The following is a 20,557-nucleotide window of genomic DNA, read 5'->3' as shown; positions in this document are numbered from 1 at the left end:
ATTTAAAACTGTGTCTTTAATTTTGCGAGTAAAGCTTCATCATTTGAAGAAATCGTGACATGACGTACTGATTCATCATCAGTTTTCTCAATATTCAAGATAACATCTGCATTTGGAATTTCGTCACCACCTTTAGAGGGCCATTCAAACAAGAATAGCGCATCAGCAATATCCAGATAATCACGAATACCCATCAACTCAAGTTCATAAGGATCATTCAAACGGTACAAATCAAAATGAAAGACATCCTGCTGATTGATTTTATAGGGTTCAACCAGTGTATAAGTCGGGCTTTTAACCGCACCACGATGACCTAAATTTTGTAGCCAATAACGCGTCAGGGTGGTTTTACCCGCACCCAAATCTCCAATGAGGTATATGACACCCTTTTCAATACACTGCCCTAAACATGCAGCTAATTTTTGAGTATCTGCTTCATCATTTAAGTTGAGTTGAAAAGAATATTGCATCTGGATCACATTAGACATCTGTTGAAGAGGTATAATAGCATGCTCCTGAACAGTGCCTATCTAGACTTGTTCAAAAACTCATTCATCTGATCATTTTTTTATTCTGTTGTCTTGTTATGCCAAAATCAAATTCAGAAAGTGCCCCAAGTTTTACGCCACCGATGATCAATGGTGTAACAGCCAGCAAAGTATTTCTTCCAAATCTACAAATCTCCCCAATTACGATTTATGATTTTCTCATTCAAGCCTTTTCTCATATAGACGCACTGGAGTGGCAACAACGTTTTCAAGATGGTCTTATTTATAATGCAGATGGCAACAAACTTTCCATCAACTCGGCGTATCAACCTAATTCTCATATTTTTTATTATCGTTTTTTAGCAAACGAAATTCATGTTCCGTTTAAGGAAAAAATTTTATACGAAAACGATGATCTGCTCGTGGTGGATAAACCTCATTTTTTAACCATGAGTCCGACAGGTCAATATGTTCAAGAAACCTTATTAGTGAGATTAAAGCAGTTCACTGATAATCCTCATCTCACTCCGATTCATCGTTTAGACCGCGAAACAGCAGGTGTTGTTTTATTTTCAAAAAAAGTTGAAAGTCGCGGAGTATATCAACAACTTTTTGCAGATCGTAAAGTATCCAAAACATATCAAGCCATCGCACCTTACTCAAAAGACTTAGTCTTTCCACGAACAGTTGAATTGCGCATAGAAAAGGGAAATCCATTTTATATAATGAAAGTATGTGAAGGCGTTACCAATTCTGTCACTCAAATTGACCTGATAGAACACAACTCACAGTGGGGACGATATATTTTGAAACCGCTGACTGGTAAGCAACATCAACTTCGCGTTCACCTCAATGCGCTCAATATTCCAATCAAAAATGATCCTTTTTATCCGGTAATCGCGCATAAAGCTGAGGATGATTTCAGTGCTCCGTTGCAATTACTTGCTGATGAGCTTCAATTTATTGATCCGATATTAAATATTGAAATGCACTTTAAAAGCACGCAAACACTGACATTGTAGATTCATTGTAATGACAAATTTATATAATTTTCACGTTCAGACATTGAAATTACATTTACTTAGATTAAAATAAGCACTTAAATTTAGAGTCGTTTGGTTTTAATTCATGAGAAAAACAGAAGTTTATCAAGTCCGACTTGACTCACAAGAAAAAAAACAAGCCTTTGCAGTTTTTAAGCAATTGGGGATTACACCAGCGCAAGCAGTGCGTTTATTTTTCAAACAAGTTGTACTGACAAAGTCCATTCCTTTTGCAATCGAAAATCAAACGATCAACATGGATCAATTGTTGAAACTCAAAAAGCTTAAGCAAGAACAACAAGAATCCAATACTACAACTTCGAGTTTAGATGACGACGATTTTTTTGCAGAATTGAATGCACTTTTGGGTGAAAGCGATAAAGATTAATTTTTGACATAAGTTAACTTTGTCGTATTTCTAAACAATTTAATTTACAGCGCCCTGCGCAAATATGTTTAGCTCTTCATCATAACAAGATTAAAAATAATGATCTGAGGAGAGCTCAACAGTGATAGTACGGAAAGCCACAACAGAAGATCTCAATCAACTCGCTGTACTTTTTGATGAATACCGACAGTTTTATGGTGCATCATCCAATATTCAACAATCCTATGATTTTCTAAAACAGCGATTCGAAAACCAACAAAGTGTTATTTTTATTCACATCAAAAATGATGTAATCACTGGGTTCGTGATTCTTTATCTAGGTTTTTCGTCCCATGCTTGTTCAAGCTACTACATTTTAGATGATGTATATGTCACTCCAATTTATAGAAGACAAGGTTCAGCCAAACAACTCATTGACACTGCAATTTTGTTTGCACAATCCGAAAAAGCCAGTCGAATTTCATTAGAGACACAACGAAGTAACTTTCAATCTCACCAACTTTACGAAAAGATGGGCTTCGTCAAAGACAATGAATTCCAAACCTATCATTGCTTTCTATCTTAAGGCATTACATAACATATCGTCTTGAGAATAGAGTCTTTAGCATTGATGATTTAAATCTTAAGGAGTTGAGCATCAGGACTTTGATTTTTTGCGGCGAGTATTTGCTGTTCAGTGAGATAGCAATATTCACCTTCAGCAAGCTGATCTAATTTTAATTGTCCAATTTGCAGTCGATGCAATGATTCAACATGATTTCCCACAGCAGCAACCATACGCTTTACTTGATGATAAACGCCTTGATGCACTGTAAATTGTAGGTGTTGTTCGCTTATGAGTTGAATGTCTGTTGCTTGAAACAATCCTGTTTCATTGCGAAGCTCTACACCTTGACCCAATTGAATGATTTGCTGCTCAGTGACTGGATCTACTGTATGCATTTGATAAACTTTAGGAACATGTTTTTTAGGATGAGTCAGCGCTTGCAGAAATTGTCCATCATCTGTAAGTAACAATATACCAGTCGTGTCTTGATCTAAACGTCCGACAGTTTGCGCTCCCCTTTGCAACAATATGTCATCGATTAATTCAAACACGCTGAAGTGATGCGTCGCTTGATGCGAGCATTCATAGCCTACAGGTTTATTGAGTGCTATATAAACTTTTTCACGATAAGTATATTCATCGTTATACACGTGGAAGCTAAGACCTTGAAGCTTCAGTTTATATTTCGGGTCCGTGATCACATTACCATCAATGACCACTGCACCAGATTTAATTAATTGTTGACAATATTTTCGTGATCCAAAGCCTTGAGACTGTAACATTTTTTCCAGAACCATGAATCACTTCCATTAATTACAATATTCGTTGAAATTTAAAGTATGTCATCTGAATGCAGACTTTAAATCAGTTAAACTATTATAACTTTCAAGTACTGTCCTGATAAGCACTGGATCTTCTTTATGTCTCAATTAGACCTCAATTTAATCGTTCTAATCATTTTATTGGCATGTGGAATATTCAGTCAAAATACAGCTGTCACAATTGCAGTCGCAGTACTTATTGTTTTTCGTATCACCCCTTTAAACGAGTATTTTCCATTGCTTCAACAGCATGGTTTAAATATCGGCATTATTATCCTCACTATTGGCGTACTTACGCCAATTGCCAGTGGCACCATTCCGGGTAAAGATATCCTCAAGTCATTCTTGAGCTTAAACTCAATTTTAGCCATCGGAATCGGGTTACTGGTGGCATGGTTAGGTGGTCGAGGCGTAACTCTTATGGCGAATCAGCCAAATATTGTCGCTGGACTGCTCATTGGTACTGTAGCAGGTGTGGCTATTTTACGTGGTGTCCCCGTTGGACCTTTAATTGCAGCAGGAATACTTTCCATTATTATTGGCACTTCTTGAAACAGGTTGCTTTAACGACTGAACAGTCATTTCACAAACGCAACAGTCATCATTTGTTGGTTTGATTTTTTAGAACTGCGGTAAAGTATTTTGATTACGGATACTTGCACAGTTTAAATTATGCAAAAAATTAAAATTATTCGTCAGGATCAATACGAACTTGCTGCTACCTTTTTTCCTGCCGAGCATTCAAAGCGTCTTCCTGTCTTGGTGTGCCCTGCCACTGGAATTACTCAAAAGTTTTATCATCGATTTTGCGAATGGCTTAACCATCAAGGCTATGCCGTAATGGTGTTTGATTTTAGTGGTATTGGTGCTTCTCTTTATGGCCCATTGAAGCAATCCAAAGCAAGTATTGTGCAATGGGGACAGTTAGATATTCCCGCTGCGATTGATCAACTCTTACAACTCACCCATGCCAAGCAAGTCATTCTTGTCGGTCACAGCGCTGGCGGACAACTGATTGGGATTACCCCTAACCATGATAAAGTTGCAAAAGTCGTTGCAATTGCAGGTTCGACTGGGCATGTAAAAGGGCTCAAAGGTCGTACGAAACTACTTGCCCCTGTGATGTTTAAAGGTATTTTTCCTCTCGCACGTATGACGCTCGGTTACGGCCCTACCCAAGCCATTGGTATGGGGGAAAATCTACCGAAAGATGTTGCACGTGACTGGGCTCAATTTTGTAGTCAACCAGGCTATGTTATTAATGCGATTGGCAAAACGGTTGCCCTAGACCAAGACTATCACCAAGAGATACGAATTCCTGTCACTGCTATTTGGGCAAGTGATGATGAGATTGCAACCGAAGCAAATGTTCAGGATTTACTTCGTTTATATCCTAATGCGCCTACTGAAGCGATCGAACTCAAACCCAAAGAGCTTGGCCATAAAGCGATTGGACACATGATGATGTTCAAACAGTCGCATCAAAATATTTGGCCGATGATTGAATCTCAACTGCATATATAAATCTCCATAAGTAAAAAACCGCCTTTAAGGCGGTTTTTTTAAACTTAGTCTATCCCAATATCCCAATGGAGAGCTGGATCACTATCGCATTTACAATATCAATGAAAAATGCACCTGTCAGTGGAATGAGTAAGAATGCTTTGTGTGAAGGACCATAGGTATTGGTTACTGCTTGAATATTGGCAATAGCCGTTGGCGTCGCACCCATACCAAAACCACAATGACCTGCTGATAAAACCGCAGCATCGTAGTTGCTCCCCATCACCTTAAATGTCACAAAAGCAGTGTATAAAATCAATACCAGCATTTGCACAATCAGAATCGTGACTAACGGACCTGCCAAATCTGCTAATAACCACAGTTGTAGTGATAACAATGCCATAGATAAATAAAGTGATAACGATGCATTTCCAAACACGTCAATCGCACGATCAAAGATATTTACTTTGAATACATGCTCAAGCAAATTTCTCAAAATCACACCTGAACCTAGTGCCCAAACAAAGGTTGGAAGCTCAAACCATTTACCCTGACTAAAATCTGTCATTAAGTTTGCCGTGAATATACAAAGTGCAAACATACCAAGGGTCGAAACCGCATTACTTGCAGTAATTAATCGTGTCTTTTTTGGATATTCAAATGGTGCAGATTTTAACTGATCATCCAATTGTGATTCGTTTGGATCATTGTCAATTTTGTCAGCCAATCGATGACGTTTAATTAAAAATTTAGCAACTGGACCACCAACAATACCACCAATAATCAGACCAAAGGTCGCACTTGCCATACCCAATACAATAGCACCTTGAATGCCATGCTGGGTTTCAAGCACTTGCCCCCATGCACCTGCCGTGCCATGACCACCCGTTAAGGTGATTGAACCTACAATTAAACCGATGAGCGGATCTAAACCTAATACCGTCGCTAAACTCACCCCAACAATATTTTGAACGATCACAAATCCGATCACACAGAACAAAAATATAAATAGGGCTTTACCACCATCTTTTAATTTAACAAAATCTGCACCTAAGCCCACAGAGGTAAAGAACATCAGCATTAAAATGCTTTGAATTTGCGCATCAAATGTGGCACTGATATTAAAGAATTTAAATAAGATGAATGCTGTAATTGCTGCGACCAAACCGCCAATCACAGGTTCAGGTAAATTGTAGTTTTTAAAGAATTGGACTCGGTTGACTAGATAGCGCCCAATAAATAGAAAAAATACGGCAATCACGATGGTGCCAAAGGCATCAACTTCAAAATTCATTGTATTTCCCTAATGTTTTAATTTTAATCAATTTTCACAAAGAATTTTGCTTTATTCAGCTACTGAAATGTAATTTTTCAATGATTTATAGGCAGTACATTTATTTGTACTGCCCTATTGGTTTATTGCACCTGTTTTCTTTTTTGCTCTCGAATTGATTCGCGAACTCGATCTGGCTCGACTACACCTAAGTGATGCTGATTGTAATAGCGCTGTTTATCGTATTCAGACATGTTTACTGTTTCATCTTTATATTTCTGATAACGTGCGTCTTCTTCTGAATCATAATTTTTAATCTCTACGCTTGAACATGCAATGAGCGATAGACTGATTAAACTTAATGTGAGTATGCTTTTCATTATATTCATGCTGTGTTCATTTTTGCTTATTCTATTTATTTCACCTTTCTAGATTGTTGCTGTCTGTTTTATTTATGGTTACGTGCTTGTAAGATTTTCGCAGTAGTCGATTTGAATTTATATTCGATTCAGCATGACGAATCTGTGTGAATGTGTTTTAATGCAGGCAGTATGAGATGAGCCTTATATGAGTATCACGTGAGTGGTACGACTAGCCCCGTTAATTTTTTAATTACGGGGCTTTTTCATGGGCTTTCTTTTTCGATAGATGACGGTTTCTCCATATTTTTGAAACACCCACTCTTTGGCTTGTTGATCGGTGATGTTTTCAAACACGTAGTAGTCATGATCCCATGCTTCTTGATGGAAAATGACCTTCTTCATGTAAGTTTCATTCTTTCCATTGGTCATACAAACAAAGCTGTCGCCTTGGTCTTTAATTTGTGTTCCGTTGAGGAAGCCACCGATACAGAGGAAACGGGATTGTAAAGACATTGTCAAGTTAACTTTTTTGTATAGATCTATAAGTATTGTAAACAATTAATTAGATTTATTCTCTGATAAAATAACTCTCAAGCTGTGCAATTAGTCCATCAATAAAAGATAAGTTATGTATATATAATTGCTCATAAACATTCACTTTCTCTACTTTTTCAGCAATACTTTTTTTCAAATCTTCTAAATCTTTCAAAACAATACTTTTTCCTGCTTGAGTTAATACTTCAGTTAAAGCATCACTCCATTTCGTTTTTTTCTTTGTAAAATCTGTTGATAAAAGATCGATACAAAATTTATCTAAAACAATATCCTTATAAAATTCTATGTTTATCAAATTTTCAATCTCAGATTCAGTTAAACCTTTAGCTGTAATTAGAGCATAAGATCTTTGATCTAGTTCTTTTGATTCCAAATGCCTAGTTATACTTTCATTTCCTGATTTGTCTTTATCTAGAATGACAAAACATGAGCATAATTGATCCTGAAACCACTTAAGATGATAGGACAATTTTGATGCACTATTTAATGAAAAAACTGTTAAATCACCCTCTTTAATTTTTCGAGCAAGTTTTGGGCTTCTCTCTTGAATAATTTTAGTGATTATTTTTTTATCACTTTCTCCTTCAACCAGAATCATCTTATTAGAATGAATTAAATTGTCTGAAGTTCTAATACCTAAACACTCTCTTATTTCTTTGATTTTCTTCACTGTTTTAACTTTATTATTTGAGACTAATAGATTGTTTACCAACTCCTCTCTGTCAACAAAAATTGGATTATGTGTAGATACCACTACTTGACTATCATTAGTAAGATCTTGAATAGCTTGTCTAAGTTCATGCATAGCTGAAGGATGTAAATGAGATTCAGGCTCTTCAATCGCAATAATTGAAGCTCCATTCATAATTTTATTTCTATCTTTAAGTAAACCTATTGCTGTAAGACTTTTGACACCATCCCCTTTAAATTTGATATCTGTTAAGTCACCATCATCGATTTCTATTAAGTAATCCTTTCTAAGATTTGCTCTACGATTATTAGTTAATATGCTAAGTTCGACATTGTTAATATTTGGTAGAAATTTATGCAAAGACAATTGAATTGACTGTGCAACATTATCAAGTACAGGCTGCTGTAAATTTAAAATTACTTGCATTGCTTCTTGATATTTATCATCATTTTCTAACTTAGCTAACTCTTCCTCGATCATTTCATTAATAACTAAAATAGCCTCTTGTTCAGTACGAACGGCTGGTATATATGTAAATTGAATTTTCTTCGCTATATATTCTGCAATTTTGTTAGATTTATCGGATAAAGCACTACTTCCTTTCTTAGGCACCGAAATATCTGATCCATTATTGATATCAAAAATAATTTGTATACATAAGTCTCCATTATTACTACTGCCTGTTTCTTTCTTAAATTCAATTTGCTCCTGCTTACTCAATTCAAAATACATTTTAAATATTGTATTTTTATTTCCTCTTTTTTTATTCTGCAATGAAATTGGAAAATCTCTTTCCCAATCATATCCACTTCTAAATTTTAAATTATTTGTTCTTTTTGATTTTTGTAAGCTATGAACTTTTAATGTATCCATTGCTAATCTTAAAGCCATTAAAACTGTTGTTTTACCCTCATTATTACGACCCACTAAAACTGAATAATTTTTAAAATTTATCTCATTAGCATTAGTAATATTTCTAAAGTTTTGTATATCAAATTTAATTAATTTCATAAAAAAAGCCCCACCTAAGTGGAGCTTTTATAAACTACATTAACTTAATTATCAATCAATTAAGACAATTGAGCAGCAGCAATTTTCTTCGTATCAACGTCTTTAGCAGCGTCTGTATAGTCGTTCATTTGATCGAAGTTCAAGTACTTGTAGATATCCGCAGACATGCTGTCGATTTGAGCAGCATACTGTTGGTATTCTTCAGGCGTTGGTAACTTACCAAGTACCGCAGCTACAGATGCAAGCTCTGCAGAAGCCAAGTAAACGTTCGCACCTTGACCTAAACGGTTCGGGAAGTTACGCGTAGAAGTAGATACAACAGTTGTATTTGGAGCTACACGTGCTTGGTTACCCATACATAATGAACAACCTGGCATTTCTGTACGCGCGCCAGCTTTACCATAAGTATTATAGAAACCTTCTTCCATCAATTGGCGTTCGTCCATACGAGTTGGAGGAGCTAACCAAAGACGAGTAGATAAAGAACCACCAGGTACTTTGTCTAAAAGTTTACCAGCTGCACGGAAGTGACCGATGTTCGTCATACAAGAACCGATGAATACTTCATCAATTTTGTCGCCTTGAACGTCAGAAAGAAGTTTTGCATCATCTGGATCGTTCGGGCAGCAAAGGATAGGTTCTTTGATGTCAGCAAGGTCGATTTCATACACTTTCGTGTATTCAGCATCAGCATCAGCTTTAAGAAGTGATGGATTCGCTAACCATTTTTCCATGTTCTCAACACGGCGCGCCATAGTACGAGCATCGCCATAACCTTCAGAGATCATCCACTTCAACATTGTGATGTTTGAACGAAGGTATTCAGCAACTTTCTCTTCAGAAAGCGTGATCGCACAACCAGCAGCAGAACGTTCAGCAGAAGCATCAGAAAGTTCGAATGCTTGCTCAACAGTTAAGTCAGTTTCCATTTCTGATAAGTCGATCTCTAAGATACGACCAGAGAAGATGTTTTTCTTACCTTTCTTCTCTACAGTTAAGTCACCTTCTTTAATTGCGTAGTAAGGAATTGCATGTACTAGGTCACGTAAAGTGATACCAGGTTGCATTTTACCTTTGAACTTCACAAGAACTGATTCAGGCATATCAAGTGGCATAACACCAGTTGCTGCAGCGAACGCTACAAGACCAGAACCCGCTGGGAAAGAAATACCGATTGGGAAACGTGTATGCGAGTCACCACCAGTACCTACTGTATCTGGAAGAAGCATACGGTTTAACCAAGAGTGGATAATACCGTCACCTGGACGTAGTGATACACCACCACGGTTCATGATGAAATCAGGAAGCGTGTGTTGCATTTGAACGTCAACTGGTTTTGGATACGCAGCAGTATGACAGAAAGATTGCATTACGAGGTCAGCAGAGAAACCTAAGCAAGCTAAGTCTTTCAATTCGTCACGCGTCATTGGACCTGTTGTATCTTGAGAACCAACAGTTGTCATCTTAGGTTCGCAGTAAGTACCTGGAAGTACACCTTGACCTTCTGGAAGACCACAAGCACGACCAACCATCTTCTGAGCAAGCGTGAAGCCTTTGCCAGTTGCAGCTGGTTGAACTGGAGTACGGAACAAGTCAGAAGCAGGAAGACCCAATTCTTCACGTGCTTTAGTAGTTAAGCCACGACCAATGATCAAGTTAATACGACCACCCGCACGTACTTCGTCTAGAAGTACTGGAGTTTTTAACTCAGCTTCAGCAATTTGAGCGCCATCTTTGAACGCTGTAACTTTTGCAGTCGCTTTGTCAATCTTCAACGTGATTTCGTCGCCCATGTTCATGTTTGCAACGTCGATTTCAACTGGTAACGCACCAGCGTCTTCCATAGTGTTGAAGAAAATCGGAGCAATCTTAGAACCTAAGCAGTAACCGCCTTCTTTCTTGTTCGGAATGTGAGCGATTTCGTCACCAAAGAACCAAAGTACAGAGTTAGTTGCAGATTTACGAGAAGAACCTGTACCAACAACGTCACCCACGTAAGCAACTTGGTTACCTTTCGCGATTAATTCTTTGATTTGGCTTAATGGACCAACTTCACCAGGAACTTCTGGGTTAATACCATCACGTACGTTTTTAAGCATCGCATTCGCGTGTAACGGAATGTCTGGACGGCTCCAAGCGTCTTGTGCAGGTGACAAGTCGTCAGTGTTAGTTTCACCAGTAACTTTGAAAACTGTAAGTTTGATTTCTTCTGGAACGTCTTTACGGCTAGTGAACCATTCAGCGTCAGCCCAAGATTGAAGAACAGCTTTCGCGTTTTCGTTACCTGCTTTTGCTTTATCAGCAACGTCATGGAACGCATCGAAAACAAGAAGTGTTTTCTTAAGCGCTTCAGCAGCTAAAGCACCAAGCGTTGCGTCTTCTAATAATTCAACTAAAGGAGCAACGTTGTAACCACCAAGCATAGTACCTAGTAAGTAAACCGCACGCTCTTTAGAAACTAATGGAGAAGTCGCTTCACCTTTCGCCAAAGCAGCCAAGAAAGCAGCTTTTACGTAAGCAGCTTGGTCAACACCTGCTGGAACACGGTTTTCAAGCAAATCAACTAAGAATGCTTCTTCGCCAGCTGGTGGATTTTTTAATAATTCAACTAATGCAGCTGTTTGAGCGTCATCAAGTGGCTTCGGTGGGACTCCGAGTGCGGCACGTTCTTCAACGTGTTGGCGGTAAGCTTCTAGCACGGTGTTATTCCTCTTCTTTAAAAAATTACTTGCAATATCCTGCTTATAAAGCCTGCAAATAATATGGACTGCTAAATTTTACTAAAATTCCGGTTAAAAGTTAATGCAAGAAGAGTGTTTCTTTGTGATGACCATTATTTTCTTACTAAATGATCTCTCTTCTGATTACTCATTGCTCAATATGTTGTTTTATCGAACAATTCTGACATTAACATGAAGCTTTTACGGATCTGAAATAAATAAAAGGCAACAAGATGTTGCCTTTTAAATCCTTTTTTGACTATTCAACCTTAGTGGACAGTCGTGCGATCTAAATATTGTTGCAGACTTTCTCGTGTTCCTTCGAATCTGACCAGAATTTCATCATCATGTAGCATGCGGTGTTCGGCACAGGCAAAACTAATGTGTACCTGATAAATTTTGGCATGTTCATTGATCATATTTTTAAGATAGACTCGATCCCCTAAACTTAGGACGTAATGGCTGCCATTAATTACAGCAACACCATTGGCATCTTCAAGCAGAAGATCGGCATTATTCAGGTATGCGACCACTTCCATTGTTTCGCTCCTTTTGTTTTATTTATCTTATTTTTATATAAGCTTTTCTATTTTAATGCTAATCAAAATTTGTAATTAATTTCGACAAAAAAAAGGGAAACTTACGCTTCCCTCTTTTTTATGATCGATCTTATTGTGGCGCCTTAAAACTGTTTGTAGTCAGGCAGATTATCTTTATCGTAAGGAGTGGCTAAACACTCATCCGTTGCTTCTTTTTTGAATTTAGCCATTAGTGCATCACGATCCAATTCTAATTGATTCGCAGGATAAGCATAGACCTTCTCAATTTGAGCATCTACAAATTTCTTCGTCGTCGGATCGGTCAGTTTAGAAGCATGTTCGACCGCCGCAGTTTTCTCGATACCATTTTGACGGTCTAGCAAAATAGATCGTGCAGCATTACCAATACTGGTACAGTAACCATGCCAGACTTCTTCAGGGGTTAGTGGTTTTTTTTCTTCACAAGCACTGAGCAAAACGGCTGAACCAAGTACAGCACCCAGAATCACGAATTTGTTCATACATCTCTCCTGTTGCGGCTATGATAATCGAGTTAAACCGAATAGGAAATCGTGTAATGACATTTCTCGTTCATTAGCCACAGCTTGAGCGAATAATTTTATTCTGATCATCCACGGTTACTGTAATACGATCATTTCGATAATCCATAGTAACCAGATCATTTGGTCCGACACGGCGAATAATTTTGGCTTTGGTTTTATTCAAAATCTGTTGATCATCAAGATTATGCATACCGACTAATTTTTTCGCTTCTTCAGGTTTGCAAATATTTTGATGATGTCTAAATAGTTCCCATTCTTCTACCACAACACCATCTGGCAACTGGCAATAACCCACTTGACCATTTACCTCATCACGTATTTCTAATTTTCCACCTTGTTGAACACAAAATTTGCTTGCAGGATTAGCCATTCCAATTTTTGGAGTAAGTTGCTCAGTTTGAGTGGTTTGACAGCCCGCCATGAGTGTTGCCGCTATCATCGCCATGAATATTGCAATTGTTTTCATTTTTTAATTCTTTCTTGTCCGATAAATTTTAAGTCTAGCATTTTAACAATAGGGCTTAAATTTAATTTCGGTTTATACATTGAATTAAAAAGGGCTTCGATTGGAGCCCTTTTACCTTTTAGAATCGCCAATTGTAGAAAATATCAATGGCTTTTTCTAAAGACTGACTTGCTTCCAAATAGAGTCTTTGGTTCATCTGATATCGTAGCGTCAATTTATTGACTGGCGTAAAGACACCAACACCATAACGGATATATAAATCAGGGGTCAGATAACCTGTCACACTCACTTGAGTGTCATCACCTGTTCCTTGCGCATCAAGAGCAAGACCACTTAACCCAAATGTCTGTCCAATTTGATTGGTTAAAGCACGTGTACCACCAAGCCCTAAACTAATCCCCGCTGCAGCAATGGTATTGTTCACATCTGATTTAAAGCCTTCTGCTTGACTCAAGCTACTAGAACCTTCATTAATTCGACCTGTAATCAAGGCATTCATCGCCTCTTGTTCAGACAACCCGGCATCATTAAAGACTTGGATATTTGGACTGCTTGCAGTTCCAGTAACACGCACACCAACTGTACTGCCTGAAATGAGTTTACTTGCTTCAACCTCAAGGGTTGGGTTAGACAATGCACCATTGAAACGCGCAATTGCACGACTTAATTCTAAAGACTGCCCATAAGCTTCAATAGTAACGCGCTTACTTACACCAATCGCACCATTGGCACGCATGGCAGTTTCTAAACCGCGTTGCGTTAAGTAAATTCGCCCAAGCAATGGAATACGACTATTAAAGCCTTGGAAAATCACTTGGTTTCCTAAATTTAATTCTAAGTCAGCGCGGATATCCCATGGCTTTGCAGCCTTAAGTACCGCGAGTTGATTATCACCTTCACGTACCACTCGAACATCGGCGGATAAAGGCACTACGGATGCGCTCGATTCTGGCATTGAAATCAGCGCACGCGGAACTTCAACTTTACCATTCAAAGTTAACTGCTTACTGACGGGACGTGCATCTAAATCCATTTCAGTGTTCACAACAGCTGTGATTAATGGTGCTTGGCGAATAAATAAATTATCACCTTTGAGTTTTAAACGAATTCTAGGATCATTTTTCCAATCGATATCACCCGTTAATTTACCCACACCTCGACCACTATTGAAAGCGCCATCGATCGTCGCTTGGTTTTGACGAATAGATGAATACAGCTGAATATTCGTGAGATTAACAGGTAACGAAATCATGCTGATTGAACCATTTTTGAGTCGCATTTCGCCGTTAAATAACGGTTGAGTCAATGTCCCACTGATTTTACCCGCAAGGGATAAATTACCATCGATTTTACGCACATCCGAAATAAATGGTTTTAAAATTTTCAGTTGTACTTGACTCAGAGCAACTTCACCACGCATTGGTTTCGAATCAACAAATGGATTCACCACAACATTTGCATACCCAGTCCCAATATTCGGAGCTTTCAAATCAGCACGAAGTAATAATCCTTCACGAATACTTCGTGCAATAAGACTTACTTCATCGTAGTTCATTGTAGTGCTGATATCATCAGGATCGGCAGCTGCTAGACCGACAACACCATTACGCGTAACAAGTTTGGCATCGATTTTTGGTTGAATGCCTTGCCCCCAAGACGCTTTAGCATAACCATCCAATTTACCCGTAATTGCGAAACCTTCAGGCATAAATGCGGCAAAGTCACCAAGATCTAAATTCCGACTCACAAATGAGGCGCTACCTTTGGTCTTACTCACACGTAAGGGCTGATCAAAGCAAAGTTGGCTTTGATTACTGGTCCAGCAATGAGCACCCACAAATAATTCTGTTTTCGCAGTATTATAAATCACAGGGGCAGGTTGAGCCTGTTTCAAATGCGCGCGTGCAGAGTCAAAGTCACCTTTTTGAATTTGACCTAACCAATCATTCGCAGGATTAAATCCACCTGCCAGTTGAACATAAAATTTAGAAAGCTTGTTCGCGGCTTGGACTTTCAATAAATGTGCTTTTCGCGTACCAGCAATTGAGACTTCAGCGTTTTGAATCTCACGATTGCCACTTCTCAAACTGTCCATTCTTGCAGTTAATGCAGTAGGCACTGTATCTGAAGTTGGTAATTCCCCTTGGATGTTGAGTGATTTGATACTGACAAGATCATTGAAACCAAAGTTATTCACCTTTACATTCGCAGTTGCGGACAATCTCGGTTGAGACTGCACATTAACAAAACCTTGCGCACGACCACGTAAACCAGGATAAAGCTCAAATAATGCAGGTGCGTCAATCTTAACGCGAAGATTCTGAGCATTCCCTTCGGCTTGAATCTGATTCTGCGCATACACCAAATACAAATTATTGGCTTCAAACTGTTGTGGTAGGAAACCTGTCTGATTCGAATTAAGAATAACAGCAAGATTACCTTTTGCTCTCAGCGGTTTTTTATTGATCATACCAGCGAGATTGAGTCGATCAATATTAATTTTTTTCAAACGATCTGACCAAACACCATCCGTTTTGACATTACCTGAAATTTCCCCCTTAACACTTGAAACAAAATAATGAGGCTTAAAACGTATTAAAGAAGCATTAATGTCCCATCCGATTCCATTGGCTAAATTGACTAAACCATTGGCATTGATCTGACCCGCAGCACCCTGATGTTTAAATTCGGAAATATTGATGCGCTGAGGTGTGCCTGCTACACGTATTTTAAGCTGACCATCCCCTTGTGGCAGTTGGCTTGCATGTAATGCACCATCATAATTTACTGCGAAACCTTTAAAGCCACCACCCGACTTTTCATCATGTAGAAGAATGGCTGCTGTACTTGAGCCAGTCAGCTTAATTGTTTCCGGTGGATTTTGATTGGCAAGTTGACCTGAAAGATTGATCTGATTTAACTGAATAATTTGCTGGTTAGGTCGAGCAAAGCCACTCGCTTGAATTTGTCCATTTAATAAATTTACAGGAGCAGCAGAACTGATGGTTTGCGGATTAAAGTCTTTTGCATTAAGCACCGCATTCCACTTCAACTGTCTTTGATCAGATGGTAATTCAACCTTGGCATTTGCTTGTAAAGATCCTTTTCCATCTGCTTGATAGATAAATGAAGGAACATGAAGATCATTACCTTTAAGGTCTAATTGGGCATTGTATTTGCCAGCAGGTAAAGTTCCTTTTTCATTTGCACCAACTACGGTTGCCACATGAATATTTTGTTGACCTTCAACTAAAGCAAGTTTTACATCCCCAGACTCACTACTTAACCAACCAATGTACGGAACAGCACGATCTATATTTTTCCAAGCGACATCTAGCAACATTGGATTCGGTTTATTGTTTTTTTGTTCAGCTTGATTAAGCTTTAAATTCCAAGTTTCATATTGGTCAAAATCAATAAGTGCTGTGAGAGCTAATCCCTTCTCTAACGAACCTGCTGAAGCGATTTTGGCATCCAAACGTTCTGGCAGAAAATCTTGCACCACTTGTGGAATCACTTTATCTTTTGGATTGATTTTATCTAAGCGACCTTGCACATCCCAAGTGACTTTATCCTTCCATCCTACGACACCCGCAAGATTCAGCGCCCCGTTCATCAATTGACCATTCAGGTTTGAAATATTCAATTGATTGACGAGATCTGTATGCGCCAGCGCAGTATATTGTCCTTGAGGAATATTTTTACCAGAAATATCTGTGTTAATATCCAAATTCAAACGTTGGATATCTCCAGAAAACTTAGCAACACCTTGTTTAGATAAAAGCTCCTGCTCTAGCATTAAAGGCCAGTGATAATCTTTAAAGTTTAAAGCACCTTGCATCGGTACATTTTTTCGAACTGGATGCACCACAGCCCAACCAGTTAATAAATCAGGGGTACGCGTGGCAATGCCCGCTTGAATGGTATCTAAAGAGCCTTTTGCATGGAGATAAATATCCTCAACGTTGATCGACTTTAAAGATGGGAGTCTTACAACTGCTTGTGCATCTAACGGATATTTACCTTTAAAATCCATCTGACCTGTTGCTTTTTTTACAGACAAATAACCCATATCAAACTGCGAATCTTCAAACTTAAGCTCAGTACCGGACCATAGTGCTTCGTTTAGGATAATGTCATTAAATTGCACTTTAGAGCTTGAAGTATGAATGACCAATTGATCGATATCGGCATGATCAACACGTAAAACAAAAGGGAGTTTAATTTCACTAAACTTAAATGGCTCATCACTTGGCGGTGACTTGTTAATGACACGCAAATTTCGGACATCGGCACGATTCAAATGAATTTCTTTATCTAATATGGCACGCCAACCCAAAGTGACATCAGCTCTATCAATTTTCACATCAACTGATTTCAGCGTCACCAATACATTTTTTAGAATGATGCCTTGAAGTAAATTTCCACCTTCATATTCATACTGAATAATCTGTTGAGTGGACAAAGCACGGTCAAGTAAGAATTTACTGCCTTTGTCTGTTGAAAACATTACGGCAAGCGAAGCCACAAAAAAGATCAGAATAAATAAAATGATCAGCAATACACGGCGTAATAAACTTCGCTGTGGCGTCACGTTTTGATCAGGTTGTTGCTCAGGTTGCTGCTCGATGTCTTCAGCCATACTTATTCCAAAAAATGTTTGAGTACTTTTATTATCTTAAATATTAAAGTTGCGGCCCGATAAAGAAATGTAGACGAATCGGTTTACCAGGATCAGATATCCCCGATGCCACATCTAGACGAATTGGACCAATTGGAGAGTTCCAGCGGATTCCTGCTCCTATGCTATATTCAGTATCATTGGTAAATTTTTCATCATAAGCATTACCAAAATCACTAAATAACGCGGCGCGCCAGCCTTCTTTAAATTGGTAATTGTACTCTAAAGTCCCAATCGCACGCGCTTGACCTCCGACTTTATATCCAAATTCCACAGGGGACAAACTCTTATAGTCAAAGCCTCGTAGACTTTGGTCACCCCCTTCAAAGAATCTCAAGTTATAGGGCACTTTTTGAAAATCTTCTGTGATGATATAACCGAGGTTTGCCCCACCAATGAATTGATGATCATTGTTACTGCCTAATGAATATAAAAATTTCCAGTTCGCATTTACAATCGCCATATCAGCATCGGATAGCAGGCTTTCACTCCCCAATTGGATTTTGTAGTTTTGTTTAAATCCTTTTGTCGGATTTAATCGATTATCACTGGTGACTTTAGTGGCTTCATAACCAAGTAATAAAGATTGCTGCTCATCATTACCCGTTGCAACGACAAACTCTGGGATTTCATCCCAATTGGTATCTGGGTCAAGTGTCTCAGGAATATCACCTTCAATCGTCATACGATCTAGACGATAACGCACACCAAAAATATGCTGCCAATCACGACGCGCACCTTTAATAATTCTGTCAGCTCCGGCAACGGCGGATTCCACAATGAGATTTAATCCATTCCCAATTTCATCACGATCTTCACGCTCGTAACCACCAACTAGACTGACATAATCATTTAATGGGTGTTTATATGGAATATTATAACGACCATCAATTGATTGTCTGACTTGTGACAACTCTAAGTTTGCATCAAACGAATGACCACGATCATTCACAATAGAACGGCGGTACTGACTTCGTAAGCGCACACCTGTATCAGTACCATAACCAATACCCGCTTCAACACTATTCAATTTATCCGCATTCAATGTCACGATGACAGGGATTTTTTTCTCTTCACGTGCTAAGGCTTGTAAACGCTCAGTTTCTTCCTGCTTGGCTTGCGCTTGATTATCAGCATCATTACGCTCTTGCAAAGTACGACGTTCATTTCCACCCGCAAATTGAGTTTCATCTGCCACATTCTGCGTGACTTCTTCTGATGAACTTGCCTGTTGTTCAGCCTTTTCTTGACCTGTTAATAAACTTCGATCAATTTTTTGCTCATCCACTAAAGCCTGCAAATCAGGTGCGAGTTCAAGCGGCTTAATAATTGGATCAGGTTTAACAGCGTCAACAAGGCTATAGTTAAAATAACGTGAATTGGTTAAGTTGTTGGCTAATACATTTACACGCCATGCGGTAAAGTCTGCACCTTCTTGCCAAGGAGCTAATGTTCTTAAAATATCTTCACGAATCGGTAATTTTTTTGATGGATCACTCATTCTAAACTGCACATCATCCAGCTTATAACGTTCACCTGTTTCCATCTTCAAATTTATATCTGCTTGATTTTGAGGGCGGGCCAACATGACATCGTGCATTCGCCAATAATAATCAAAGAAACCGTTGTTATTCGCCGCTTCAATGATTCGAGCTTTTGTCGCTTCGTATTTACCATGATCGAAAATATCACCCACCTCCAAATCAGGAAGCACTCGAATCACTTGCAATTGAGCAAGATTCTGCCCAGGCCCAGTAAATTCAATATTTTGTTCTCGCACCACTACTGGATTATGAGGTGTGACATTGACACGCACTCGGTTATCACTGACTTTTTCAAACTTAAATTCAGCATCGTAATAACCTACGGCTTGTGCAGCTTGGACAGTCATATTACGGAGTTGCGGGACGGCAGCATTGAAATCTGAAAATGACTCAACAGTGAATGATGATAACTTTGCTTTGATATTGTCCGCGAGTGGTTTAGGTGCGCTCGTAACATCTGCGGTAATACGTGGCACAGCAGCGGGCTGATTAAGACGTGGAGGACGTATTTTGTAGAAAATGCGTTTAAACACATTTACTTTTTCTGGTTCTTTATTTTCAGGTTCTTGGGTTTGAACGGATAATGAACGTCCTTCCACATTTTCAGACACCTCAATCTGACGATCAGACTGAATATTTTGCATCAACTGATCAATGTTGACTGGCGCTTTTGTTAACTCAGCCTCTGAAATGTCAATCGCAGGTAGATCTTGTACTTGAATGGCTGGAGTCGTCAATCCCGATCTGAAATTTTGCGCTTCCTGCTTGGCTTCTTCAGCGACTGATAAAATTTCATTGGCAAGTCGAGGGTCCACACTCTCCTCAGGCAGCAACTCCAAATCATCAAATTCTATCGGCTTGAATTGCTCTTGTGGACTCAATTGCTCTTGCTGCTGAAGCATTTCATAACTATTAAAATCATCTTGCCCACTCAACTGATCTATTTTTTGATCAATACTTTCAATTTTTTCTTTTGACAATCCCTGTTGCTGCGCAACGTTTTCTATTTTTTGTTTATTATTTTCGATGGCTTGTACGGATGTCGCAGGCTCAAGCTCCTGACTTGAAACCACTGTATCGGCTGCAAATAACACAGGTGAAGAAAGAGCACCTAAAAAAACACTTGCATAGAACCATTTATTGATATCATTTGATATCCATGTGTGCTGTACACATTGGGAAAGTAATGATTTTTTAAATTGTGTTTTCGATGGCATACTGCGCTCTGAATACTTTATATTTTAAATAGAAAATACGGATTTTTCACTCAAGCTAACTGAATCAAATTTCTAGTATTTTCGAAATTTTTAGGATGAAAATATGATACATGATTTTCCGATATTGTTACTAAATCATCACATT

General features: G+C 38.6%; 17 protein-coding genes. 5 read left to right on the top strand and 12 right to left on the bottom strand.

Features of this window, described 5'->3' with window-relative positions; all coding sequences use genetic code 11:
* Window positions 1-2: 2 nt before the first annotated feature.
* On the bottom strand, window positions 3-470 hold the full coding sequence (tsaE, locus tag AC1M83_RS01880; RefSeq protein ID WP_092766269.1) for a tRNA (adenosine(37)-N6)-threonylcarbamoyltransferase complex ATPase subunit type 1 TsaE: 468 nt from the start codon (window positions 468-470) through the stop codon (window positions 3-5).
* A 116-nt stretch (window positions 471-586) separates the two neighbouring features.
* On the opposite strand from tsaE, the gene AC1M83_RS01875 reads away from it, so the two are divergent.
* From AC1M83_RS01875 to AC1M83_RS01865, 3 genes are all read left to right on the top strand, one after another.
* Complete coding sequence (locus AC1M83_RS01875) at window positions 587-1,510, top strand: RluA family pseudouridine synthase (protein WP_481589848.1); 924 nt, start codon at window positions 587-589, stop codon at window positions 1,508-1,510.
* Between the two features lie 106 nt (window positions 1,511-1,616).
* Window positions 1,617-1,919 carry a type II toxin-antitoxin system RelB/DinJ family antitoxin gene (locus tag AC1M83_RS01870; protein WP_180027665.1) on the top strand — a complete coding sequence of 101 codons (303 nt, stop codon included), beginning with the start codon at window positions 1,617-1,619 and terminating at the stop codon, window positions 1,917-1,919.
* Between the two features lie 121 nt (window positions 1,920-2,040).
* The gene (locus AC1M83_RS01865) at window positions 2,041-2,484 is read left to right on the top strand and encodes a GNAT family N-acetyltransferase (protein ID WP_035264628.1); all 444 of its coding nucleotides are present in this window, start codon (window positions 2,041-2,043) and stop codon (window positions 2,482-2,484) included.
* A 50-nt stretch (window positions 2,485-2,534) separates the two neighbouring features.
* Here the strand turns inward: AC1M83_RS01865 and AC1M83_RS01860 are convergent, their stop codons facing one another.
* Entirely contained in the window at window positions 2,535-3,263 is a 729-nt protein-coding gene (locus AC1M83_RS01860; protein WP_481589847.1) for a pseudouridine synthase, read from the bottom strand.
* A 123-nt stretch (window positions 3,264-3,386) separates the two neighbouring features.
* On the opposite strand from AC1M83_RS01860, the gene AC1M83_RS01855 reads away from it, so the two are divergent.
* Window positions 3,387-3,839, top strand: a complete 453-nt coding sequence (locus tag AC1M83_RS01855) for a DUF441 domain-containing protein (RefSeq protein WP_092766204.1) — start codon at window positions 3,387-3,389, stop codon at window positions 3,837-3,839.
* Between the two features lie 120 nt (window positions 3,840-3,959).
* Window positions 3,960-4,811, top strand: coding sequence for an alpha/beta hydrolase family protein (locus AC1M83_RS01850; protein ID WP_481588366.1), 852 nt, complete (start codon window positions 3,960-3,962; stop codon window positions 4,809-4,811).
* Window positions 4,812-4,860: 49 nt separating this feature from the next.
* Here AC1M83_RS01850 and gltS read toward each other — a convergent pair whose 3' ends face one another.
* The 10 genes from gltS to AC1M83_RS01800 form a co-directional block, all read right to left on the bottom strand.
* Window positions 4,861-6,084 carry a sodium/glutamate symporter gene (gltS, locus tag AC1M83_RS01845; protein WP_481589846.1) on the bottom strand — a complete coding sequence of 408 codons (1,224 nt, stop codon included), beginning with the start codon at window positions 6,082-6,084 and terminating at the stop codon, window positions 4,861-4,863.
* Window positions 6,085-6,206: 122 nt separating this feature from the next.
* On the bottom strand, window positions 6,207-6,452 hold the full coding sequence (locus AC1M83_RS01840) for a hypothetical protein (protein ID WP_481589845.1): 246 nt from the start codon (window positions 6,450-6,452) through the stop codon (window positions 6,207-6,209).
* Window positions 6,453-6,671: 219 nt separating this feature from the next.
* Window positions 6,672-6,938: a hypothetical protein gene (locus AC1M83_RS01835; protein ID WP_481589844.1), complete on the bottom strand. Its 267-nt coding sequence runs from the start codon at window positions 6,936-6,938 to the stop codon at window positions 6,672-6,674.
* A 55-nt stretch (window positions 6,939-6,993) separates the two neighbouring features.
* Window positions 6,994-8,682 carry an ATP-dependent nuclease gene (locus tag AC1M83_RS01830; RefSeq protein WP_481589843.1) on the bottom strand — a complete coding sequence of 563 codons (1,689 nt, stop codon included), beginning with the start codon at window positions 8,680-8,682 and terminating at the stop codon, window positions 6,994-6,996.
* Window positions 8,683-8,741: 59 nt separating this feature from the next.
* A complete protein-coding gene (locus AC1M83_RS01825) occupies window positions 8,742-11,381 on the bottom strand; it encodes a bifunctional aconitate hydratase 2/2-methylisocitrate dehydratase (RefSeq protein ID WP_481589842.1) in 2,640 nt (879 codons plus the stop codon).
* A gap of 290 nt (window positions 11,382-11,671) precedes the next feature.
* Window positions 11,672-11,941, bottom strand: a complete 270-nt coding sequence (locus AC1M83_RS01820) for a hypothetical protein (protein ID WP_035267100.1) — start codon at window positions 11,939-11,941, stop codon at window positions 11,672-11,674.
* A gap of 143 nt (window positions 11,942-12,084) precedes the next feature.
* Window positions 12,085-12,462 (bottom strand): hypothetical protein, encoded by a 378-nt coding sequence (locus tag AC1M83_RS01815; RefSeq protein WP_180027655.1) that lies wholly within the window; start codon window positions 12,460-12,462, stop codon window positions 12,085-12,087.
* A 73-nt stretch (window positions 12,463-12,535) separates the two neighbouring features.
* Entirely contained in the window at window positions 12,536-12,970 is a 435-nt protein-coding gene (locus AC1M83_RS01810) for an I78 family peptidase inhibitor (protein WP_481589841.1), read from the bottom strand.
* A 118-nt stretch (window positions 12,971-13,088) separates the two neighbouring features.
* The gene (locus AC1M83_RS01805; RefSeq protein WP_481589840.1) at window positions 13,089-17,612 is read right to left on the bottom strand and encodes a translocation/assembly module TamB domain-containing protein; all 4,524 of its coding nucleotides are present in this window, start codon (window positions 17,610-17,612) and stop codon (window positions 13,089-13,091) included.
* Between the two features lie 43 nt (window positions 17,613-17,655).
* Window positions 17,656-20,412, bottom strand: a complete 2,757-nt coding sequence (locus AC1M83_RS01800) for an autotransporter assembly complex protein TamA (protein ID WP_481589839.1) — start codon at window positions 20,410-20,412, stop codon at window positions 17,656-17,658.
* Window positions 20,413-20,557: the final 145 nt, after the last annotated feature.

Source organism: Acinetobacter sp. 25-47-130 (assembly GCF_056779705.1).
The sequence above is the reverse complement of the archived record's forward strand: the minus strand, read 5'-3'. Positions and strand labels throughout refer to the sequence as shown.